At 41.6% G+C, this 17,894-nt stretch carries 13 protein-coding genes and 1 other RNA gene; 11 read left to right on the top strand and 3 right to left on the bottom strand.

The genetic code is table 11. From position 1 onward, the window contains the following. The first annotated feature begins 25 nt into the window (after positions 1 to 25). The 7 genes from ssrA to dnm_RS27215 all read left to right on the top strand — a co-directional run bounded on the left by ssrA (position 26) and on the right by dnm_RS27215 (position 6,071). Positions 26 to 378, top strand: a transfer-messenger RNA (tmRNA) gene (gene ssrA / locus dnm_RS27245). Positions 379 to 513: 135 nt separating this feature from the next. Continuing rightward, positions 514 to 1,554: a 3-oxoacyl-ACP synthase III gene (locus dnm_RS27240; RefSeq protein ID WP_207680034.1), complete on the top strand. Its 1,041-nt coding sequence runs from the start codon at positions 514 to 516 to the stop codon at positions 1,552 to 1,554. Between the two features lie 365 nt (positions 1,555 to 1,919). After that, entirely contained in the window at positions 1,920 to 2,807 is an 888-nt protein-coding gene (locus dnm_RS27235; protein ID WP_207680033.1) for an alpha/beta fold hydrolase, read from the top strand. 362 nt (positions 2,808 to 3,169) lie between these two features. Continuing rightward, positions 3,170 to 4,093: a DUF928 domain-containing protein gene (locus dnm_RS27230; protein WP_207680032.1), complete on the top strand. Its 924-nt coding sequence runs from the start codon at positions 3,170 to 3,172 to the stop codon at positions 4,091 to 4,093. Positions 4,094 to 5,050: 957 nt separating this feature from the next. Beyond that, positions 5,051 to 5,356, top strand: a complete 306-nt coding sequence (locus dnm_RS27225) for a HigA family addiction module antitoxin (protein WP_207680031.1) — start codon at positions 5,051 to 5,053, stop codon at positions 5,354 to 5,356. A gap of 190 nt (positions 5,357 to 5,546) precedes the next feature. Then, a complete protein-coding gene (locus dnm_RS27220) occupies positions 5,547 to 5,831 on the top strand; it encodes an element excision factor XisH family protein (RefSeq protein ID WP_207680030.1) in 285 nt (94 codons plus the stop codon). Positions 5,832 to 5,867: 36 nt separating this feature from the next. Beyond that, positions 5,868 to 6,071 (top strand): YgaP family membrane protein, encoded by a 204-nt coding sequence (locus dnm_RS27215; RefSeq protein ID WP_207680029.1) that lies wholly within the window; start codon positions 5,868 to 5,870, stop codon positions 6,069 to 6,071. Positions 6,072 to 6,204: 133 nt separating this feature from the next. Here the strand turns inward: dnm_RS27215 and dnm_RS27210 are convergent, their stop codons facing one another. After that, positions 6,205 to 7,215, bottom strand: coding sequence for an NAD-dependent epimerase/dehydratase family protein (locus tag dnm_RS27210; protein ID WP_207680028.1), 1,011 nt, complete (start codon positions 7,213 to 7,215; stop codon positions 6,205 to 6,207). Here dnm_RS27210 and dnm_RS27205 point away from each other — a divergent pair. Beyond that, positions 7,208 to 7,393, top strand: a complete 186-nt coding sequence (locus dnm_RS27205) for a hypothetical protein (RefSeq protein WP_207680027.1) — start codon at positions 7,208 to 7,210, stop codon at positions 7,391 to 7,393. The genes dnm_RS27210 and dnm_RS27205 overlap by 8 nt on opposite strands. On the opposite strand, the gene dnm_RS27200 is transcribed toward dnm_RS27205, so the two are convergent. Continuing rightward, positions 7,362 to 9,047 carry a fatty acid CoA ligase family protein gene (locus tag dnm_RS27200; RefSeq protein ID WP_207680026.1) on the bottom strand — a complete coding sequence of 562 codons (1,686 nt, stop codon included), beginning with the start codon at positions 9,045 to 9,047 and terminating at the stop codon, positions 7,362 to 7,364. The genes dnm_RS27205 and dnm_RS27200 overlap by 32 nt on opposite strands. Before the next feature lie 570 nt (positions 9,048 to 9,617). On the opposite strand from dnm_RS27200, the gene dnm_RS27195 reads away from it, so the two are divergent. Further along, entirely contained in the window at positions 9,618 to 11,624 is a 2,007-nt protein-coding gene (locus dnm_RS27195) for a penicillin-binding protein 1A (RefSeq protein WP_207680025.1), read from the top strand. 8 nt (positions 11,625 to 11,632) lie between these two features. Here dnm_RS27195 and dnm_RS27190 read toward each other — a convergent pair whose 3' ends face one another. Continuing rightward, the gene (locus dnm_RS27190) at positions 11,633 to 13,252 is read right to left on the bottom strand and encodes an adenylate/guanylate cyclase domain-containing protein (RefSeq protein ID WP_207680024.1); all 1,620 of its coding nucleotides are present in this window, start codon (positions 13,250 to 13,252) and stop codon (positions 11,633 to 11,635) included. A 2,209-nt stretch (positions 13,253 to 15,461) separates the two neighbouring features. On the opposite strand from dnm_RS27190, the gene dnm_RS27185 reads away from it, so the two are divergent. Both dnm_RS27185 and dnm_RS27180 read left to right on the top strand, forming a co-directional pair. Next, on the top strand, positions 15,462 to 15,941 hold the full coding sequence (locus dnm_RS27185) for an HAD family hydrolase (protein ID WP_207680023.1): 480 nt from the start codon (positions 15,462 to 15,464) through the stop codon (positions 15,939 to 15,941). 61 nt (positions 15,942 to 16,002) lie between these two features. Then, on the top strand, positions 16,003 to 17,475 hold the full coding sequence (locus dnm_RS27180; RefSeq protein WP_207680022.1) for a leucyl aminopeptidase: 1,473 nt from the start codon (positions 16,003 to 16,005) through the stop codon (positions 17,473 to 17,475). The last annotated feature ends 419 nt before the right edge of the window (positions 17,476 to 17,894 follow it).

The raw sequence follows: 17,894 nt of genomic DNA, 5'->3' as shown, positions 1-17,894 counted from the left end.
TCATTGAGTTTATCTTTTTTTTAAAGGGGGCGAAACGGCTTCGACGGGGGCAAAGAAGCTTTGGTTGCATACCGAGTTCCTTCCGGCTCGTAAAAACGGGGGGAATTAACATAATCGCAGATGATTATGAATACGCTCTAGCCGCTTAAGGCTAGCGTCCTGTCGTTTCCAGCCTGCGGATTCGACAAGGGCGTCGACTTGCAGGATAGCTTGTTCTGACAGTCCTGCATCAGCACAAGTGAAAATTTTGCGGGATAGCTTATCAGGTATCGTGCCTGGAGGAGACCTGCATAAGCGAATCTTAGAATTCGGGCTAAGTATGTAGATGCCATTGTGGAATGTTTCCGGACGCGGGTTCGACTCCCGCCGCCTCCACCATAATAAATCAAACCTTTAACCCCTTTTCTCTTTACTGAGATAAGGGGTTTTTGTTTTTCTGTTTGAAGAATAACGGATGTATCTTTTTGATATGACTATTTAAAATATAAAATACATCCTGTCATATTACGTCATATGAATTACTCAAAAGTTTATATAAACGCATTTGGCTATGAACTTCCGCCCAATGTTGTCACATCAGAAGACCTTGAAGAGCGTCTTGAACCGCTTTATAAAAAACTCCATCTGCAAAAAGGGCAACTGGAAGCAATCACCGGAATATATGAACGCAGATTCTGGGATCCGGGTTATAAAATGTATGAGGGGGCAGTGGCAGCAGGTCAAAAAGCCATAGAAGCCTCAGATATTTCAGTTCAGGATATTGGTATGCTGATCTACGGAGGTGTTTGCAGGGATAATTTGGAGCCTGCGACTGCCTGTGCCGTGTCGCACGGACTGGGACTTGTGCCTGAAACTCAGGTTTATGATATTTCAAATGCCTGTCTGGGAATTTTAAACGGAATGGTCCATATCGCAAATGCCATTGAACTCGGACAGATCAGGGCCGGTCTTGTGGTTTCCTGTGAATCTTCGCGCCAGATCGTTGATATCACCATTGAGCGGCTCCTTAAGCATCCTGACATGGAGTTGTTCAAAAAAACCATTGCAACCATGACCGGCGGGTCCGGGGCTGTGGCGGTCCTTCTGACAGATGCCTCAGTTTCCAGCCAGGGCCATCAGCTTATGGGCGGTATTGCAAGGAGTGCGGCAGAACATCATAAACTCTGTATGTGGGGGCCTGATGCGGGAAGAACGGCTGAGGGCATTGAAGTCATGCAAACTGATTCCATTGGTGTGCTTCAAAATGGTGTGGCCCTTGGAACAGAAACATTCAGGGCATTTAAAAAAGAATTCTCATTACCGGATGATAAGCCAGATAAAGTTATCTGCCACCAGGTGGGAGCAGCCCATCAGAAAACCATACTTGAGTCCGTGGGTATCCCAAAAGAAAAAGATTTTACAACATTCCAGTATCTTGGAAATATCGGAACTGTCTCCCTTCCCATCACGGCAGCCATTGCATCTGAACGTGAATTTCTTGCAAAAAACGATCTGGTCGGATTTTTTGGCATCGGCAGCGGCCTGAACTGTATGATGCTGGGTGTAAGATGGTAGCTTGAGGCTTGAAACTTGAAACTTGAAACTTGAAACTCGGAACTTGAAACTCGAAACTTGAAACTTGAAACTCGGAACTTGAAACTTGAAACTCGGAACTTGAAACTTGAAACTCGAAACTCGGAACTTGAAACTTGAAACTTGAAACTCGGAACTTGAAATTTGAAACTCGAAACTTGAAACTTGAAACTCGGAACTTGAAACTCGGAACTTGAAATTTGAAACTTGAAACTCGAAACTTGAAACTTGAAACTTGAAACTCGAAACTTGAAACTTGAAACTTGAAACTTGAAACTCGAAACTTGAAACTCGAAACTTGAAACTTGAAACTTGAAACTTGAAACTCGAAACTTTTCTGATTTCTAATGGATATTTTTGCTTTTCGCCGTATTTATCCGTTTAAATCCCATTTCATGGATTTAAACGGTTTTGAATATCATTTTCTGGATGAAGGCACCGGAGACCCGGTGGTGATGATTCACGGGAATCCTACATGGTCTTTCTATTTTCGGAATCTGGTAAAGAAACTTTCACCTCAATTTCGGACTGTTGTACCGGATCATATCGGATGCGGCTTTTCTGATAAGCCGGATGTCGGAAAATACGATTACAAGCTGAAAAACCGTGTGGATGATATTGAAAGTCTTTTAGACCACCTTGATTTAAAAGAAAAAATCAACCTGATTGTCCACGACTGGGGGGGGATGATCGGTATGGCTTATGCGCTGAGGTATCCGGAAAGAATCAGCCGCATCATCATAATGAACACAGCCGCTTTTCTTCCGCCCGGGAGAAAAAGACTTCCCGCAAGGTTGTGGCTTATCCGAAATTTGAAGCTTTTTGCAATACTGGGGGTGCTTGGGTTTAATCTTTTTGCATATGGGGCATTGTTTATGGCATCCTGCAAAGGACTGCCCAGAGATGTCAAAGCAGGTCTGATATTGCCTTACAACTCTTGGAAAAACAGGATTGCAACGCTTAAATTTGTTCAGGATATTCCCGTAAATAAAAAGGATGTGAGTTACAAGCTGGTAAGGTCTGTGGATGAAAATCTGCATAAACTCGCAAACATTCCCATGCTCATATGCTGGGGAAAACATGATTTTGTTTTCGACGCTGACTATCTTGCAGAGTGGCAGCGCCGGTTTCCTCATGCGGAAGTCCATACATTCTCAGACGCAGGCCATTATGTTCTTGAGGATGCCGCGGATGAGATTATACATCTTGTTAAGGCTTTCCTGAAGAAAAACTGAGAGTCCTGAAGTCATCCTGCCATAATCAAAGTTTTTCGGAAATATTGGGAAATATTCTGCCTGCCGTCTGAAATAAGCGACTTCAATAAATGGCCTATCGAAAATGATCTGATCTTTGCCAACCAAATCCCCACAGGCTTATTCTTCTTTGTTTTTATTTTTTTCTTTTTATTTAATATGTTATATTGATATTACGACTTCCGGAACGTTTACAAACAATAATTTTGGAAGTTTTTAAGAAATCAGGTGTATATATAAAATATAATATAATATAATTTGTTAAAATAGGTAATGAAATAAATGCAGTTTTTGCGATATATCTCAGACTTTTTATTCCAACTTATTAAAAAAAGGAGGGGGTTATGGAATTTAATTTTTTTTCAAAGAACCGTAGCGTAACCTTTGTAACAATGATTTTGGCTTCATGTTTTTTATTTACAATCTGTCTGCCATCTTCGGTAGTTGCTACGAACCAACAGGAACGGCAAAGTATTTCTGTAGAGAATGCTCCGATTTACAAGCTTCCGACAAAAAACGCGGAAATAAGAAGAAGAGAAGGTGGTGAAAGTCGTGGCACGACTCGCGGACTGAGTCGCGGACTGAGTCGCGGACTGACCCGCGGACTGAGTCGCGGACTGACCCGCGGACTGAGTCGCGGACTGAGTCGCGGACTGACCCGCGGACTGAGTCGCGGACTGAGTCGCGGACTGACCCGGGGAGCCGAAACAGAGATAATATCGGTTCCCATACCAGCACGAATGTCCCCATTTGCATCTGAGCATACTGGTTTTACATCTGATCGTCAGCCGACATTACGATGGTATATTTCTGATTCCTGGCCGGGCAAGATCGAATTTACCCTGAACGAAACCAGAGTTGAAGAGCCTGTGTTAGAAACATATATTGACGGACCGACCAACGAGGGGGTATATCAGATCAGTCTTGCGGATTATAATATCACACTTAAAGCGGATGTTGAGTATGAATGGTTTTTAGCCATTGTCCCCGATCCGGAGGAACGGTCCGCTGACTTCTTGGGAAGCGCCACCATCAGATATCTTGCGCCTTCGGATGAATTATCAGAGCGTCTGAGCAGTACGCCGAAAAATAAATTATATACTGTATATGCTGAAAAAGGATACTGGTATGATGCCATTGACAATCTTTCCCGTCTGATTGACACCAGACCGGATGACAGCATATTAAGAACACATCGGATGAGGCTGTTAAAGCAGGTGAATTTGCCTCTGGCGGCTGCTTATGATAGCAAAATGCTTTCAAAGTAAACAAAGAAATTTCAGCTGCTCAGACATATCCCGACAGTGAAAAGTTGAAAGTAAAAAGTTGAAAATAAATCTGCAACATCTTGAAATCATTGACTGCCCCAATTGGGTTCAGGAAATATTGATGAGAATGATTTCAATACGTTACGAGAACTTGCGACTGTCGAAACATATAATTTTTATTCTGAAATAACAATAGTATAGTTATGGCTTCCTCAAAAAACATCTCAAAAAACTGAACCTCAAAAACCGACCCCAACCCCCCCAAAACCGGCTCCGAAAGAGACAGGAATAATAACAAACAAAAATGACCGGGCTTTCATTGGTGGTGCGACTGAAAAACTTCTGAGACTGCCAGAAGAAGATGGTGACTTCAGAATAGCAACACATCATTTTTTTATTGTGGAAAAAGGCATCCTTCATATTTGCCCAAAAGTACTTTACACTTTTGGTGATTTGAAAAAAAGTCCATTTTTTTTCAATCTACAAATTTTGTAGCTAAATAAAAGTAATATTTACAAATAGATATTGTAAAATCTACAAATTTTGTAGTTTTTTACACACTTCAAACATGATTAGCTAAAATTAACTACAAAATTTGTAGTTTTTTTTGTAATAGGTTGTTTATATTATAAAAATAATCAAAATTATCATGAATTAAAAAAAACATAAAAAATTCATTTTAGCTGAAAGTGTAAACTACTAAATGAAGGATGCCTGGAAAAATTCTTGTTTTTTTATTCTGCTCCTATTATAATTTTTTCGTAAATTACGAACTGTCAAGCTAATATCCCAAATTGCATGTTGGCCGGAAAAAAAGTCGTATAATCACTGGTTAGGGTTTTATTGGTATGATACCATTTGAGTTTTGAAATCATACTATACAAAAGCTTTATTTTGTTCTGTTGCAGATAATTGTACTTTTTCAATGCTTGATTTCAATAGTGAATTGGTATAATCATGGAAAAAAAAATGCCTCCCGTTCACCCGGGTAAGATACTGTCGGAGGAATTTCTTCAGCCGATGGGTATCAGTCAGTATCGTATAGCAAAAGACATTAGTGTTCCGGCGAGACGGATAAATGAGATCGTACACTGCAAAAGATCGGTGACAGCCGATACCGCCCTGCGGCTGGGTAATTTTTTCGGTATGTCTCCCCAGTTCTGGCTGAACCTTCAGACCCGATACGATCTGGAATTAGCTGAAGACCGTCTGAAAAACAGGCTTGACAAAGAAGTTCATATTTATCAGATCAGCGCAATATGAAACCAAGCAAAGGTCTTTGTGGCGCAAAGCATTCGCCCTGACCTGTTGGAGACAATCGTTCAATATGTCAACCGCCTGATGATCGAAACACATGCACTGCCAAGAAGCACCAAAGAACTCATCGCCGCATACACTTTTTTATACATCTTTTTTTCCGTGAACAGCGGAGAAACCCGGCTTTTTTCATCATGTGCGGCGGATCGTTCCGGTAAAAAAAGCCGGGTTTCTTCACCGGACAAATCTTGATCCGGAACAGACCGTGGGTCAGTATGTGCTTTATCGTCTGCTTCTGAATAAAGCTGATCCGGAACAGGGAATATATCTGGCGATAACCGATACTGTTTATGATGAAATATTCAGCGAACCTGTCGGCGAACCCGTAATACATGAACTTCCCATGAGACTTATTGTGACAGATTCGGAAAAAGAGGAGGTAAAAAAATGGATAGCACCGCAAAACAGAGAATTCAGATAAAAATAATTGAAAAATAGAAGAACAAGGAGGATTGCTATGACAATTGACCGCGTGATATTGGCAGTTGCAGGCAGCTTTATTCTGATCTCTTTATTGCTGTCTGTGGTTCACAGTCAGAACTGGCTCTGGTTTACAGCATTTGTCGGGGCAAATCTGCTCCAATCCGCATTTACCGGTTTCTGCCCCCTGGTTAAAATTCTCAAGCCATTGGGAATAAAGCCCGGAAAGGCTTTTGATTAAAAAAATATATTTTCTAAGAAACTAAGTTTTTTCAAAAAGACTTAGTTTCTTTTTATCACCGGAATAAAAAAAATGTTTTACATTTTTTCCCAATACCTAACACTTAACACTTAACACTTAACACCTGACACTTCTATATTTTTTTCAGCCATGCTTCAAGCCTTTGAAGCCCCTCTTCCGCAGAAACAGCAGGCACATACCCCAAATCCCTCCTGGCAGCGCTAATATCAAACCAGTGACTTGTTGCAAGTTCCTCAGCCACAAACCGTGTCATGGGCGGCTCACTCTTTATATGAAACATCTCATAAACGAACTCAAGCACAGCGCCGATCATCCGCGCCATCTTCTGAGGCATGGATCGCCTCACAGGGTCAAGTCCCCCTGCTTTCAGAATCGCATTGATCATATCCCATAAAGAAACAGGCTCGCCCTGGCTGATAAAATAGATATTTCCCGAAAGATCAGGACTTTCTTTTAGCTTATCCCCGGCCAGAATATGGGCATCCGCGGCATTATCTATATAAATGGTATCCACAAGATTCCTGCCATTGCCCACTCTTACCAGACGTTTTCCCTTTGCAAGAATCCTGGGAACAAGATGATTATCTCCCGGCCCCCATATCAGATGCGGTCGTAATATAATTGTCCTTAATCCCTCAGTTGCAGCCCTGAGAACATGCTGTTCTGCCATCGCCTTTGTTTTCGGATAATGGGCATGAAATTTTTCAGGATAAGGCACAGATTCATTCACCCCTTCCATATGGCTGCTGTCAAACACGACACTGGGGGAACTTGTATAAACAAGCCTTGAAACCCCATGTTTATGGCAGGCGGCAATAATATTTCGGGTTCCCGTGACATTGGTTCTGAAATAATCAGCATACGGCCCCCACACCCCGGGTTTTGCAGCTACATGAAAAACAAGATCAATACCTTCACAAGCCTGAGCCACAATCTCTCTATCGCTGATATCCCCCTGAATCTGTTGAACGCCAAGAGATGCCAACTCAGGATAGAAGCCCCGGGACAAACTTCGGACAGCATCTCCCCTTTGCACAAGCTGCCTGACAATTGCCCCTCCCAGGAAACCACCGCCCCCGGTCACCAGAATTTTTTGTGTATTTCGAGGTCTTATTTTGCTCATCTTTTCATCAACGCTTCAGCTTTCCAGTTTCAAGTTTCAAGTTTCAAGTTTCAAATTTCAAATTTCAAGTTTCAAATTTCAAGTTTCAAGTTTCAAGTTTCAAGTTTCAAGTTTCAAGTTTCAAATTTCAAGTTTCAAGTTTCCGCTCACGTCGCCCATTTTGCCAGTTTTTCTCTGAAAATTTTTGAATTGTGACGAATATCCACAGGGAACCCCTTATGAAACAATATGGTTTTTATTTCTTCTGTCATGGGATTACGGGCTGCAAGATTAAGCAGCTCTTTTTTAAGTGCGTGTTTATCAATATTTTTTCCGCCATTTTTCAGTTCAATACATATAATTGGTTTTTGTTCCGGAGGATCACCCACGCCCACAAGGGCACTGCGAAGCACCGCGTCATGATTGTTAAAAACAGCCTCACAGGGGATGGTAAAAAGGGTTCCGTTTTCCGTAACCACACGGTGGCCTTTACGGCCGCAGAACCATATTCTCCCTTTGTTATCCTCCCAGGCCAGATCGCCCATTCTGTGCCAGACATCATTCCCGTCCCTGATTTTTGCGAGGGAATCTGCCTTGGGCCTGTCAAAATAGTGTCTGCTTACCAGACCGCTCTTTACAGTGATTTCCCCGGTATCCCCCCTTTCAACAACAAGATCATCGGACCATTCCTCAATGGGATCATCAGTGATCCTTATGATGCGAACCTCTGTCTCCTCAAGGGGACGGCCCACACACATACCATATCCCTGGTCAGTGAATTTCCGGGTTGAAGACAGAATCTCATTGCTTCCGATGGAAATAATAGGCATGGCCTCCGTAGCGCCGTAAGGTGTGTGAATTTCAGTGCCTTCGGATAACATGGAAGAAAACTGTTCAATATTTTCAGGAGACACCGGAGCGCCCGCGGAAACAATCCGTCTCAGACACGGAAGTTTTATTCCCATTTCTTTGCCATAGCTGCCCACCCGGTTCAGCAGGGCCGGTGAGGCAAACATATTTGTCACCCCCTGGTTTAAAATGGCTTCTATGATCTTTTCAGGATTGACCTGAGCGGGTTTTGTGGGATCCATGTCCGGTATGACGGCTGTCATTCCCAGGGCAGGATCAAAAAGGGCAAACAGCGGAAATGTGGGAAGATCAATTTCACCTTCGGCAATGCCAAAATGAGATTTCAGGCGGCGAACCTGAGTGTCAAACATTCCGTGAGTATAGACAACACCTTTGGCCGGACCGGTGCTTCCGGTCGTGAAAAGAATCGCTGCTGTCTCATCCTGACGGGTCGGTGCCGCGGGATATGTTTCCCAAAGGGTCTGGCGGATATTTTCCAGCGTAAACCCTCCCCAGAACCAGCGGCGCCCAACAGTTACCCACGTCTTTATTGTTTTAAAAAATCCAGGATAAATCTTCCGAATGACATGGGCAAGGGGAATACCAATAAATGCTTCGGGTCTGCTTTCCCTGAGACATCTGACCATGCGGCGTATTCCCATGCCGGGATCAACAACAACCGGAATCGCTCCGATTTTGAATAGCGCAAATGTCAGCGCAAAAAATTCCAGGCAGGGCCTTACCATTAAAATTGTCCTGGTACCACGTGTTATACCGACATTTTCAAGACCGTGGGCAATGTAGTCGGATTCCTGGTCCAACTGCAGAAACGTCAGATGAGTATAAGCGACACGGCCTTTTTCATCCCATCCCACAGGACAGATCACAGCTCTTTTATAGGGCTGTATCTCGGCCATCCTTTTCAGATGAGTTGAAACATTTACCAAATTATCGTTATGTTTTGTCAAAGTAATATTATCTTTTGTCTGGTCAAAATCATCCATCGAAGAATCTCACATCCTTGTAATCATCAGTCACTGATCATTTATTATTAATTGTCAACGGACAAGTGACAATGAAAAATACTGAATATTAACTGTTTAATTCTTTAATGTCAAAAAATAATACAAAAAGCGGTAATCTATTTTTATTCTTTTTCTTTTCAAAAGCTTAAAATCCTATAGTTTTAAAAAGAATGATGAATAAAATGATTTGAAACTTCAAAAACATTGCCAAAGCATATAAAGTGAATTATAAATAGAATTTATATGTCGTAATTTTTTATAATATCCTGAAATTATTAATACTGACAATGTATTTGTCAAGTCAGCCTGTGTGCAGGACAAAAAAGATGAGCAGCAAAAAAACCCGGCTTTTTCCAGCAGGGAGAGCGCTTCATCCGGGGAAAAAAGCCGGTTTTTTTCTCTTCACCGCAATTTTTTTGTCCTGTACACAGCAAATTAGCATATTGTTTTTTAATTGGACACTTCAACAAAATTTTAAAAAATCGTGCCAGGCGTGAACAAGTGTGGAATTCAGCAAAAATTATCCGATGGTTTGCAGGGACCTTTGTTATGATGACAATCATATCGGGCGGACTTATCGCTACCGGTGTTTACCTTCATATCAGCGAAGAACTGCCTAAAGTGTCTTCCCTGAAAGACTACCGCCCGCCTTTGGCTACAATGGTTTATTCGGACGATAACAGAAAAATTGCCGAATTTTATAAAGAACGGCGGTTTGTTATTCCCCTGTCCAAAATGCCGAAAATTCTGATTCAGGCATTTATCGCGGCAGAAGATTCAAGATTTTTCACACACAGAGGTGTGGACTATCTTGGCATTATCAGAGCATTTTTTAAAAATATCGAGGCAGGAACAATTGTTCAGGGGGGCAGCACCATTACCCAGCAAGTTGTCAAGCCGTTTTTATCCGCGTCAGGAAGAAGTTACAAACGAAAGCTGAAAGAAGCCCTGCTTGCATACCGCATTGAAAAAACATTTACCAAAGAAGACATTCTTTTTTTATATCTGAATCAGATTTACCTGGGATATGGGGCATATGGAGTGGAAGCGGCTGCTGAGAATTATTTTGGAAAATCTGCGAAAGACATGAATCTTGCAGAATGTGCCATATTGGCAGGTCTGCCCAAAGCTCCCAGCGAATATTCCCCTTTCAAAGAAATGGAAAAGGCAAAAGCCCGGCAGAGATATGTTTTAAGACAAATGGTGATAAAAGGCTATATTACGGATGCTCAGGCCGGGGAGGCCATGAAGACAGATATCCATATAAAACCGAGACGCAACTGGTACATGGAAACAGTTCCCTGTTATTCTGAACACATACGGCGTTATATTGAGGACAAATTCGGACCGGAAATTTTATACACCGGGGGCCTTAAAATTTACACAACAGTGAATATTGAAATGCAAAAGGCGGCACTGGCTGAAGTTGAAAACGGTCTGAAATCACTTGAGAAGCGTCAGAGATATACAGGGAAAACAAAACCCCAGGCCACATTGGTGTGTATTGAGTCGGAAACGGGTCATGTGAAAGTCATGGCAGGGGGACGGGATTTTAAAAAAAGCCAGTTAAACAGGGTAGCTCAGTCAAGAAGGCAACCCGGGTCAGCATTTAAGCCGATCATATATGCGGCCGCGCTTGACAAGGGATATACACCTGTCAGTATGATAAATGACAGCGATGTCACCTATTGGAACAAGGAAACAAAAAAAGCGTGGCGGCCCAGCAACTATGATAAAAAATATTACGGTCCTATCCGGCTTCGCAGAGCACTCGCGCTGTCCCGCAACATACCGGCTGTAAAATTATTAAATGCCGTGGGCATTGATTATGCCAGAAACTATGCCAGAAAACTGGGGATAACATCTGATTTGAACAAAGGGCTTTCCCTTGCGCTCGGGGCCTCAGGGGTATCACTGCTTGAACTTGTCACAGCTTATTCAGTTTTTACAAACCTCGGCGATCTTGTTCCACCTGTTTTCATAAGAAAAATCATTGACCGGGACGGAAATGAGATTCAGGAACCGAATTTGCGGACTGAAAAGGTCATTGAAGCGAGCACAGCCTATATCATGACGAACCTTCTTGAAAGCGTGGTCAAACGCGGCACCGGACGCAGGGCCCTGGCACTGGGCAGACCCGCGGCAGGAAAAACCGGAACATCAAGCAATCTTCATGATGCCTGGTTTGTCGGATATACGCCTCAGTATATTACCGGAACATGGGTTGGCTTTGATATGGAACAGTCTCTCGGAAACAAAGAAACAGGTTCAAAAGCCGCGCTTCCCATATGGCTCAGTTTCATGAAAAAAATACATATAAATAAGCCAGTCATGGATTTTCAGGTGCCGAAAACCGTTGTTTTTGCCAGGTCCGAATGCTTTAAAGAAAGGGCTGTTCCGGCCTGGTATGTAAAGAGAAAGCCTGATGCCGTTGCTGGATCTGATCTTGCTGGATCTGATTTTATTGCCAGGCCCAAGCGGCTCACTTCCGGTCAGAATCGGACGTCTCCCCCTACAATTATCGGGTTGGAACAATTTTTTAAATCAACAATGTGACAGCGGGATTATCCGTTATCTATAAAATACATTTTCATATCCCCTTTGCCTTTTACCACAATCGTTTCCCTTTCAACAAACTTGAATTTATGTTTTACAAGATGATAAGTTGCTTCTGAAATATTGATTTTCATAGGCTCGGAATTTGATTCCATTCTGGAAGCGGTATTGATGGTATCGCCGAAAACATCATAAATATATTTTTTGACACCCACGACACCGCCCACAACTTTTCCCGTATGAATGCCGACTCTGATCTCCCATTGCGCTTTTGTATGATGATTTCGTTTTTTCAAATATTCAATGATTTCGATTGCCGATCTCACAACATTTTTCGCATGGTTCGAATTCTCTTCCGGCATCCCGCAGACACAAAGATAGGCATCTCCGATGGTTTTAATGCGTTCACAATGATTTTTTTCTATGATATTGTCAAAGGCCGTAAAAATATCGTTTAACTCATCAATGAGAAATTTGGGGTCCAGCTCGGCAGATTTTTTGGTAAAACCGACAATATCTGAAAAATAAACTGTCACATTTTCATAAGACTCAGGCTCGGTCTTACCTTTTTCTTTTAAATCATTGGCAACTCTCAGGGGTAAAATGTTTAAGAGCAATTTGTCGGATTTTTCTTTTTCAAGTTTGATAATATGATGCGCTGCCTCAAGTTCCGCGTGGGCCTTTTTCTTTAAACGATAACGGTTATACACAACAAACGCTAAAATTAAAACAAACCCGAATCCGCCTAAAAAGGAATTTCTCAGCAGCTTTTGCCTGGCTAATTCCAACTGACTAATGGCATTATCTTTTTTTAACAACTCGATTTCTTTTTCCTTTTTTTCAGTTTCATATATGGTCTGCATTTCAGCAATTTTGGCACTGCTTTCCTCCGTAAAAATAGTGTCCTTTACTTTTGAAGACAGCATATAGTATTCAAGGGCTTTCTGATAATTTCCTTTTGCCGCCCACAGGTCAGAATGAAATTCGTAATTTTCTCTGATTAATTCTTTTGCTCCGATTTCCCTTGCTATTTTCAATGCCTTCTCAAGATATGAAAATGCCTTGTCATAATCTTTCAGCTTTAAATAAAGTTCACCGATGTTATTTGAGATATTTGCAGTTTCATATTTATCATCCAGTTCCTCAAACATTTTTAATGCCTTCAGATAATATTCCAACGATCTGACGTAATTAATGATGTTCTTATAAATTACGCCGATATTATTCAAAGAACCGGCAATGGCCTTTTTATCCCCAATTTCTTCTCGTATTTTCAATGCATTCAGATAGTATTTCAATGCTTTTGTATAATGGTTTAAACGGTGATTGATCACACCGATATTGTGCAGAGAATTGGCAATCCCTTTTCTGTAACCGATTTCTTTTCTTATTTTCAACGCACTAAAATGATATTCCAATGCCTTGTCAAAGTTGTTCGAATAATCATAAACAACACCGATATAATGCAAAGAATCGGCAATAGCTTTTTTATCCCCTGCGGCCTCTCTTATTTTCAGCGCGTTCAGATGATATTGCAATGCGTTGTCATAATTACTTAAATTTTTATAAGCAACGCCGATATTGTGTAAGGCGTTTGCCTTCTCTTTTTTATCTTTAACTAATTTCAAAGCCTGTTCACCGTATATTATACTTTTTTTGGGTGATATTTCCCAATGAGCCTCAGCCAGTGCATTTAAAATTTTCACTTTTTCTTTGCCCGAAACCGCTTGCAATTTTGTCTTCAGACTTTTGATTGTGTTGTCTGCCCACAAGGTGTTTGAAAAGAAACAAATACAGATTAATAATTTTATCAAATTTTTCATGCTATTTTTTTTAAAATGATCGGATACCGCAACTCAGTATTCAAGTTTTTTGTTCTTTGCGCAGAAAATCATAACAGCCGTTTTCGCTACAAGGATTTCATATAAGAAACAGGATTTATAAGAAAGGATTAAATCCTTTTTTTAGAGTGTGTCCCACTTTTTGCACAAAAACATTTGTCGGCGCATGACAGAATAAAAACACTTTCGGTCAGACCGATGAGATCATGTTGAAAATATTTATAAAACCGTTTGCCATCCGGAACTGTCCGAAATTCCGTCACACGGACAGACGGCCGTCTGATTTCCGCCTTTGTGCAAAAGGCGGGACAGAACATATCCTCTTGATAATATTATGAAATCAGCATTGATCGCTGTCCCGGCATCTTTAATTTCGAACAGCTTTTGTGCAAAAAGTGGGACACACCCATTTTCAGACATATTTATCAGTTCACAGACTGATAGTCGAGATATTTTTAAGCGCAAGTGTGCATTTAAACATTTCCAAATAATGCCTGACTTTGTCTTGTATTTCAACGTATCAGTTTTTCAGCTCCGAGGGAATAGCGTTTAACCATGCCCATTTCAAGGGACATTATACCGATGTATAATCGGGTGTGTCCCACCTTTTACACATCCGAAAAAATCAGCCGCAAAGACACAAAGACACAAAGGAACCACAAAGAGACTTCGTGAGACTTTGTGCCTTCGTGGCAAAAACGGATGCGTCCCGCCTTTCACACATCCGAAAAAATCAGCCACAGAGACACAAAGGAACCGCAAGAAGACTTCGTGAGACTTTGTGCCTTTGCGCCTTCGTGGCAAAAAAACGGATGCATCCCGCCTTTCACACATAAAACCTGTCCTTGTGTAAAAGGCGGGACACACCCGTATAATCAAACCCCTTACAGACTGCTTAATTTGCCAACAAAAAGGCCAGATGATTATCTGACAGTGCCATAATTCCGGTTGACGGATGACAAATGGCAATGTAGTTTGTAGCGGTACATAGGAGGTATGATTGTAACTTATTGATATTATTTTGTACTTATTTTATTTTGTCCCAAAAGCGGTTCACACGTCAGGGCAGAACATAACTGTTTTTGTATTCATTAGTTCATCAATAGTTCGGACAGTTTTCACAAATCAGAGGCGTGTAAAGCTGTAACATATTGTAATTAAAGGATTTGAATTTTCCGCCTCGAAATTTATAAATTCTGTAAAAACAATAGGTTATAAAAACTGTCCGAACTATTGTTCATAAAACAGCCGCGTAAATCAATGGGGTGGAAAAAGTGTTTACGGGCAGGATTTTTCTGCTTATGACTTCCGAAAAACAGCTCAAAGGATAATTAATGTCTGTCCGAAAAGTATTAATTATTTGAATTTTAACAATATAATGCCATATTTCAAAACGAGGATTTTATCAAATTCTCATACTCAGTTTTTTAATACACTGACTGTGCTGAATGAGATTTATTCTCTGTACGAATAATTTCTGATTATAACGGATTTAGGGGAGGGCACAACATCCTGAAATGACTATATGTCAGAATGGAAAATCTGTCCGTCACGGGGTTCCGGGAACCGGAAATTCAGGATATTTGTTTTCCCGGAAACCGACGTTTTCCGTGAATGTCCGTCCGGCTTCCTGTGAAAACGGAAGGTCGCGCACAGCCTCCCGAAATCGGAGCCTCCCCTGAATCCGTTATAATCAGAATAATTTCAATGCGGTTGAAATCTTCGTTCTGACAAATATAGCTTTAATATAATAAAATCAGATTGTTCAAATTTTTTTGGACAGACACTGATTAGGTATCTGTCCATAAATTTTCCGTCATTTTTATCCAGGCGCTTATGTCAGCAAATAGAAAGTTTATCCCCTTTTTCTCCACGCTCTGTCTGGAATTTCATTAAGGTATTTACAGAATATTATTAATATAATATAAAGTATGAATTTTGTCAGCTTTTCCAGTCTTGAATTTAATAACATATTCAAAAATAAGAGGAAAATACAATGATAGAGATAAAAATTCCCGGTTACAAAGAAAATAAGCCCATACAGCTCAGACACCTTGTTTTGGATTACAACGGCACGCTTGCGTATGACGGACAGTTGCTTACCGGTGTCAGAGAATGTCTGAAATCTCTGGCTGATACAATTCAAATTCATGTGCTGACGGCTGACACATTCGGAAGTGTCCGATCTCAGCTTGAAGATATTCCCTGCGAGCTTTATGTTCTTCCCTCGGGAAATCAGGAAATCGGAAAACTTGAGTATGTGAAACATCTCGGGTGCGAACACACCATATCTGTCGGAAATGGCCGCAACGACCGTTTAATGCTTAAAGAATCAGCCCTTGGTATTGCGGTCATACTGGAAGAGGGCGTTGCTGTGGAAACCCTGTCAGCCGCGGATATTGTTTTTACCAATATTGTATCCGCACTGGAAATACTTATAAATCCGCTGCGTCTGACAGCGACTTTGAGGTCTTAACGAAATTTGTTATTGATATTGCCTTTTGACAAATAACACATTCAGAAAGGAGAGGGGGTATATGCTGGAATTAAAATCCGTCAATCTGATAAAGGATAAAATAGAAACACTTGTCATCCCTGTTTGTGAAGACAAAGAAATACACGATAACCAGACCATTGTTTCTGTTGTCAAAAAAGCAAAGAAAATCAGAGCATTCAAAGGCGAAAAAGATCAGGAAGTCATTTTCCATGATTCAACTCAGATTAATGCGGAAAGAATTATTTTTCTGGGTCTTGGAAAATTCGAAAAAACAGATGCCGAAGTCCTTCGCACCTTTGCAGGCAAGAGTGTGAAAAAATGTATCGCAAAGGACCCGGCCGAGGTCCTGATTGCCGTTCCCTCGGAAAAAAAGACAGGACAGGACATGGCCGTTATTCTTGAAGCCATCATATCAGGAGCTTTGCTTGGAAATCACCTGTTTGACAAATATAAAACTGAAAAAAAGCAGAAGCCGCTGAAAAATATCAGTCTGTTTATGACTTCTGAAACCGCTAAAAAGTTCAGCAGATTAGCATCGTCCGTATCTGCCGTATGTGAGGGAACAATCCTTGCCAGAGAATGGGTTTCAATACCATCCAATGACAAAACCCCTGAGCAGCTGGCCCAAGTGATAACAAAAGCTGCCGGAAAAGAACTCAGCGTCACAGTGTTAAAGGAAAATGAACTGAAAAAAAAAGGATTCGGCGCAATACTCGCAGTGGGGGCGGGCAGTGCGAACAAGTCCTGCATGGCTGTTCTGGAGTATAAAGCGAAAAATGCCAAAAAAACGGTAGCTCTTGTGGGCAAGGGAATTACCTTTGATTCGGGCGGCATCAATTTAAAGCCCGGGGGATCATCAAGAGAGATGAAGATGGACATGGCCGGAGCTGCGGCCGTAGCAGCAACACTGATTACCGTTGCCAGGCTGAAGCCTGCTATGAATGTTATCGGCATTGTTCCGCTGGTTGAAAATATGCTCTCAGGCACTTCTTACCGTCCCGGGGATATCATTAAAACATATCATGGGAAAACAGTTGAAGTGGGCAACACCGACGCGGAAGGCAGACTCATCTTGTGTGATGCCCTGGCTTATGCTGTTAAAACATATAAGCCCCAGACCATTATTGATCTTGCCACGCTGACCGGTGCCTGTATTGTGGCGCTGGGCGAAAAATTTGCAGGAGCATTTTCTTTTGATGACAAATTGGCTGAAAAGATTGTGCAATCCGGTAATAACACCCATGAGCGATGCTGGCGACTCCCGCTGCCCGATGATTATAAGGAATCACTTAAAAGCGAGATTGCCGATATCAATAACATCAGCGAAGGCGATGTAAGCGGAGCAGGAGCCATCACCGCGGCGCTGTTCCTTTCGGAATTTGTCGGAGATACCCGGTGGGCGCATATTGATATTGCCGGACCCGCATATCATAAAAAAGGAAACAAATACTGCGGCCCGGGCGGAACAGGCTTCGGTGTCCGGCTGCTTTGTGATTTGCTGGAAAAACTGTGAGAAGTGTTAGGTGTTAGGTGTTAGGTGTTAGGTGTTAGGTGTTAGGTGTTAAGTGTTAGGTGTTAGGTGTTAGGTGGGGTGATGAAAATGTTTCCAAAGCTCTGAAAAAGCTGATCCCGTTTTTGTTCCCCGCATTTTTTAACTGGCTGATTTTAAAGTTATAAAAAAATTGCGGAATAAAAATGGGATCGCAATTGTCAGCCCGGTTTGTGACATTTTCATCACCCCAGGTGTTAGATGTTAGGTGTTAGGTGTTAGGTGTTAAGTGTTAAGTGTTAAGTGCTACATGCCCAGATATTATGCTCGAAATTTTCAGCTTTATCTTTCCTAACACCTAACACCTAACACTTAACACCTAACACCTAACACTTAACACTTAACACCCAACACCTAACACCTAACACCCCCCAAAGGAGGGC

The sequence above is a fragment of the Desulfonema magnum genome (assembly GCF_017377395.1).
Lineage (GTDB): Bacteria > Desulfobacterota > Desulfobacteria > Desulfobacterales > 4be13 > Desulfonema_C > Desulfonema_C magnum.
Note: the sequence above shows the minus strand (reverse complement) of the source record. Positions and strands in the feature narration are given on the sequence as shown.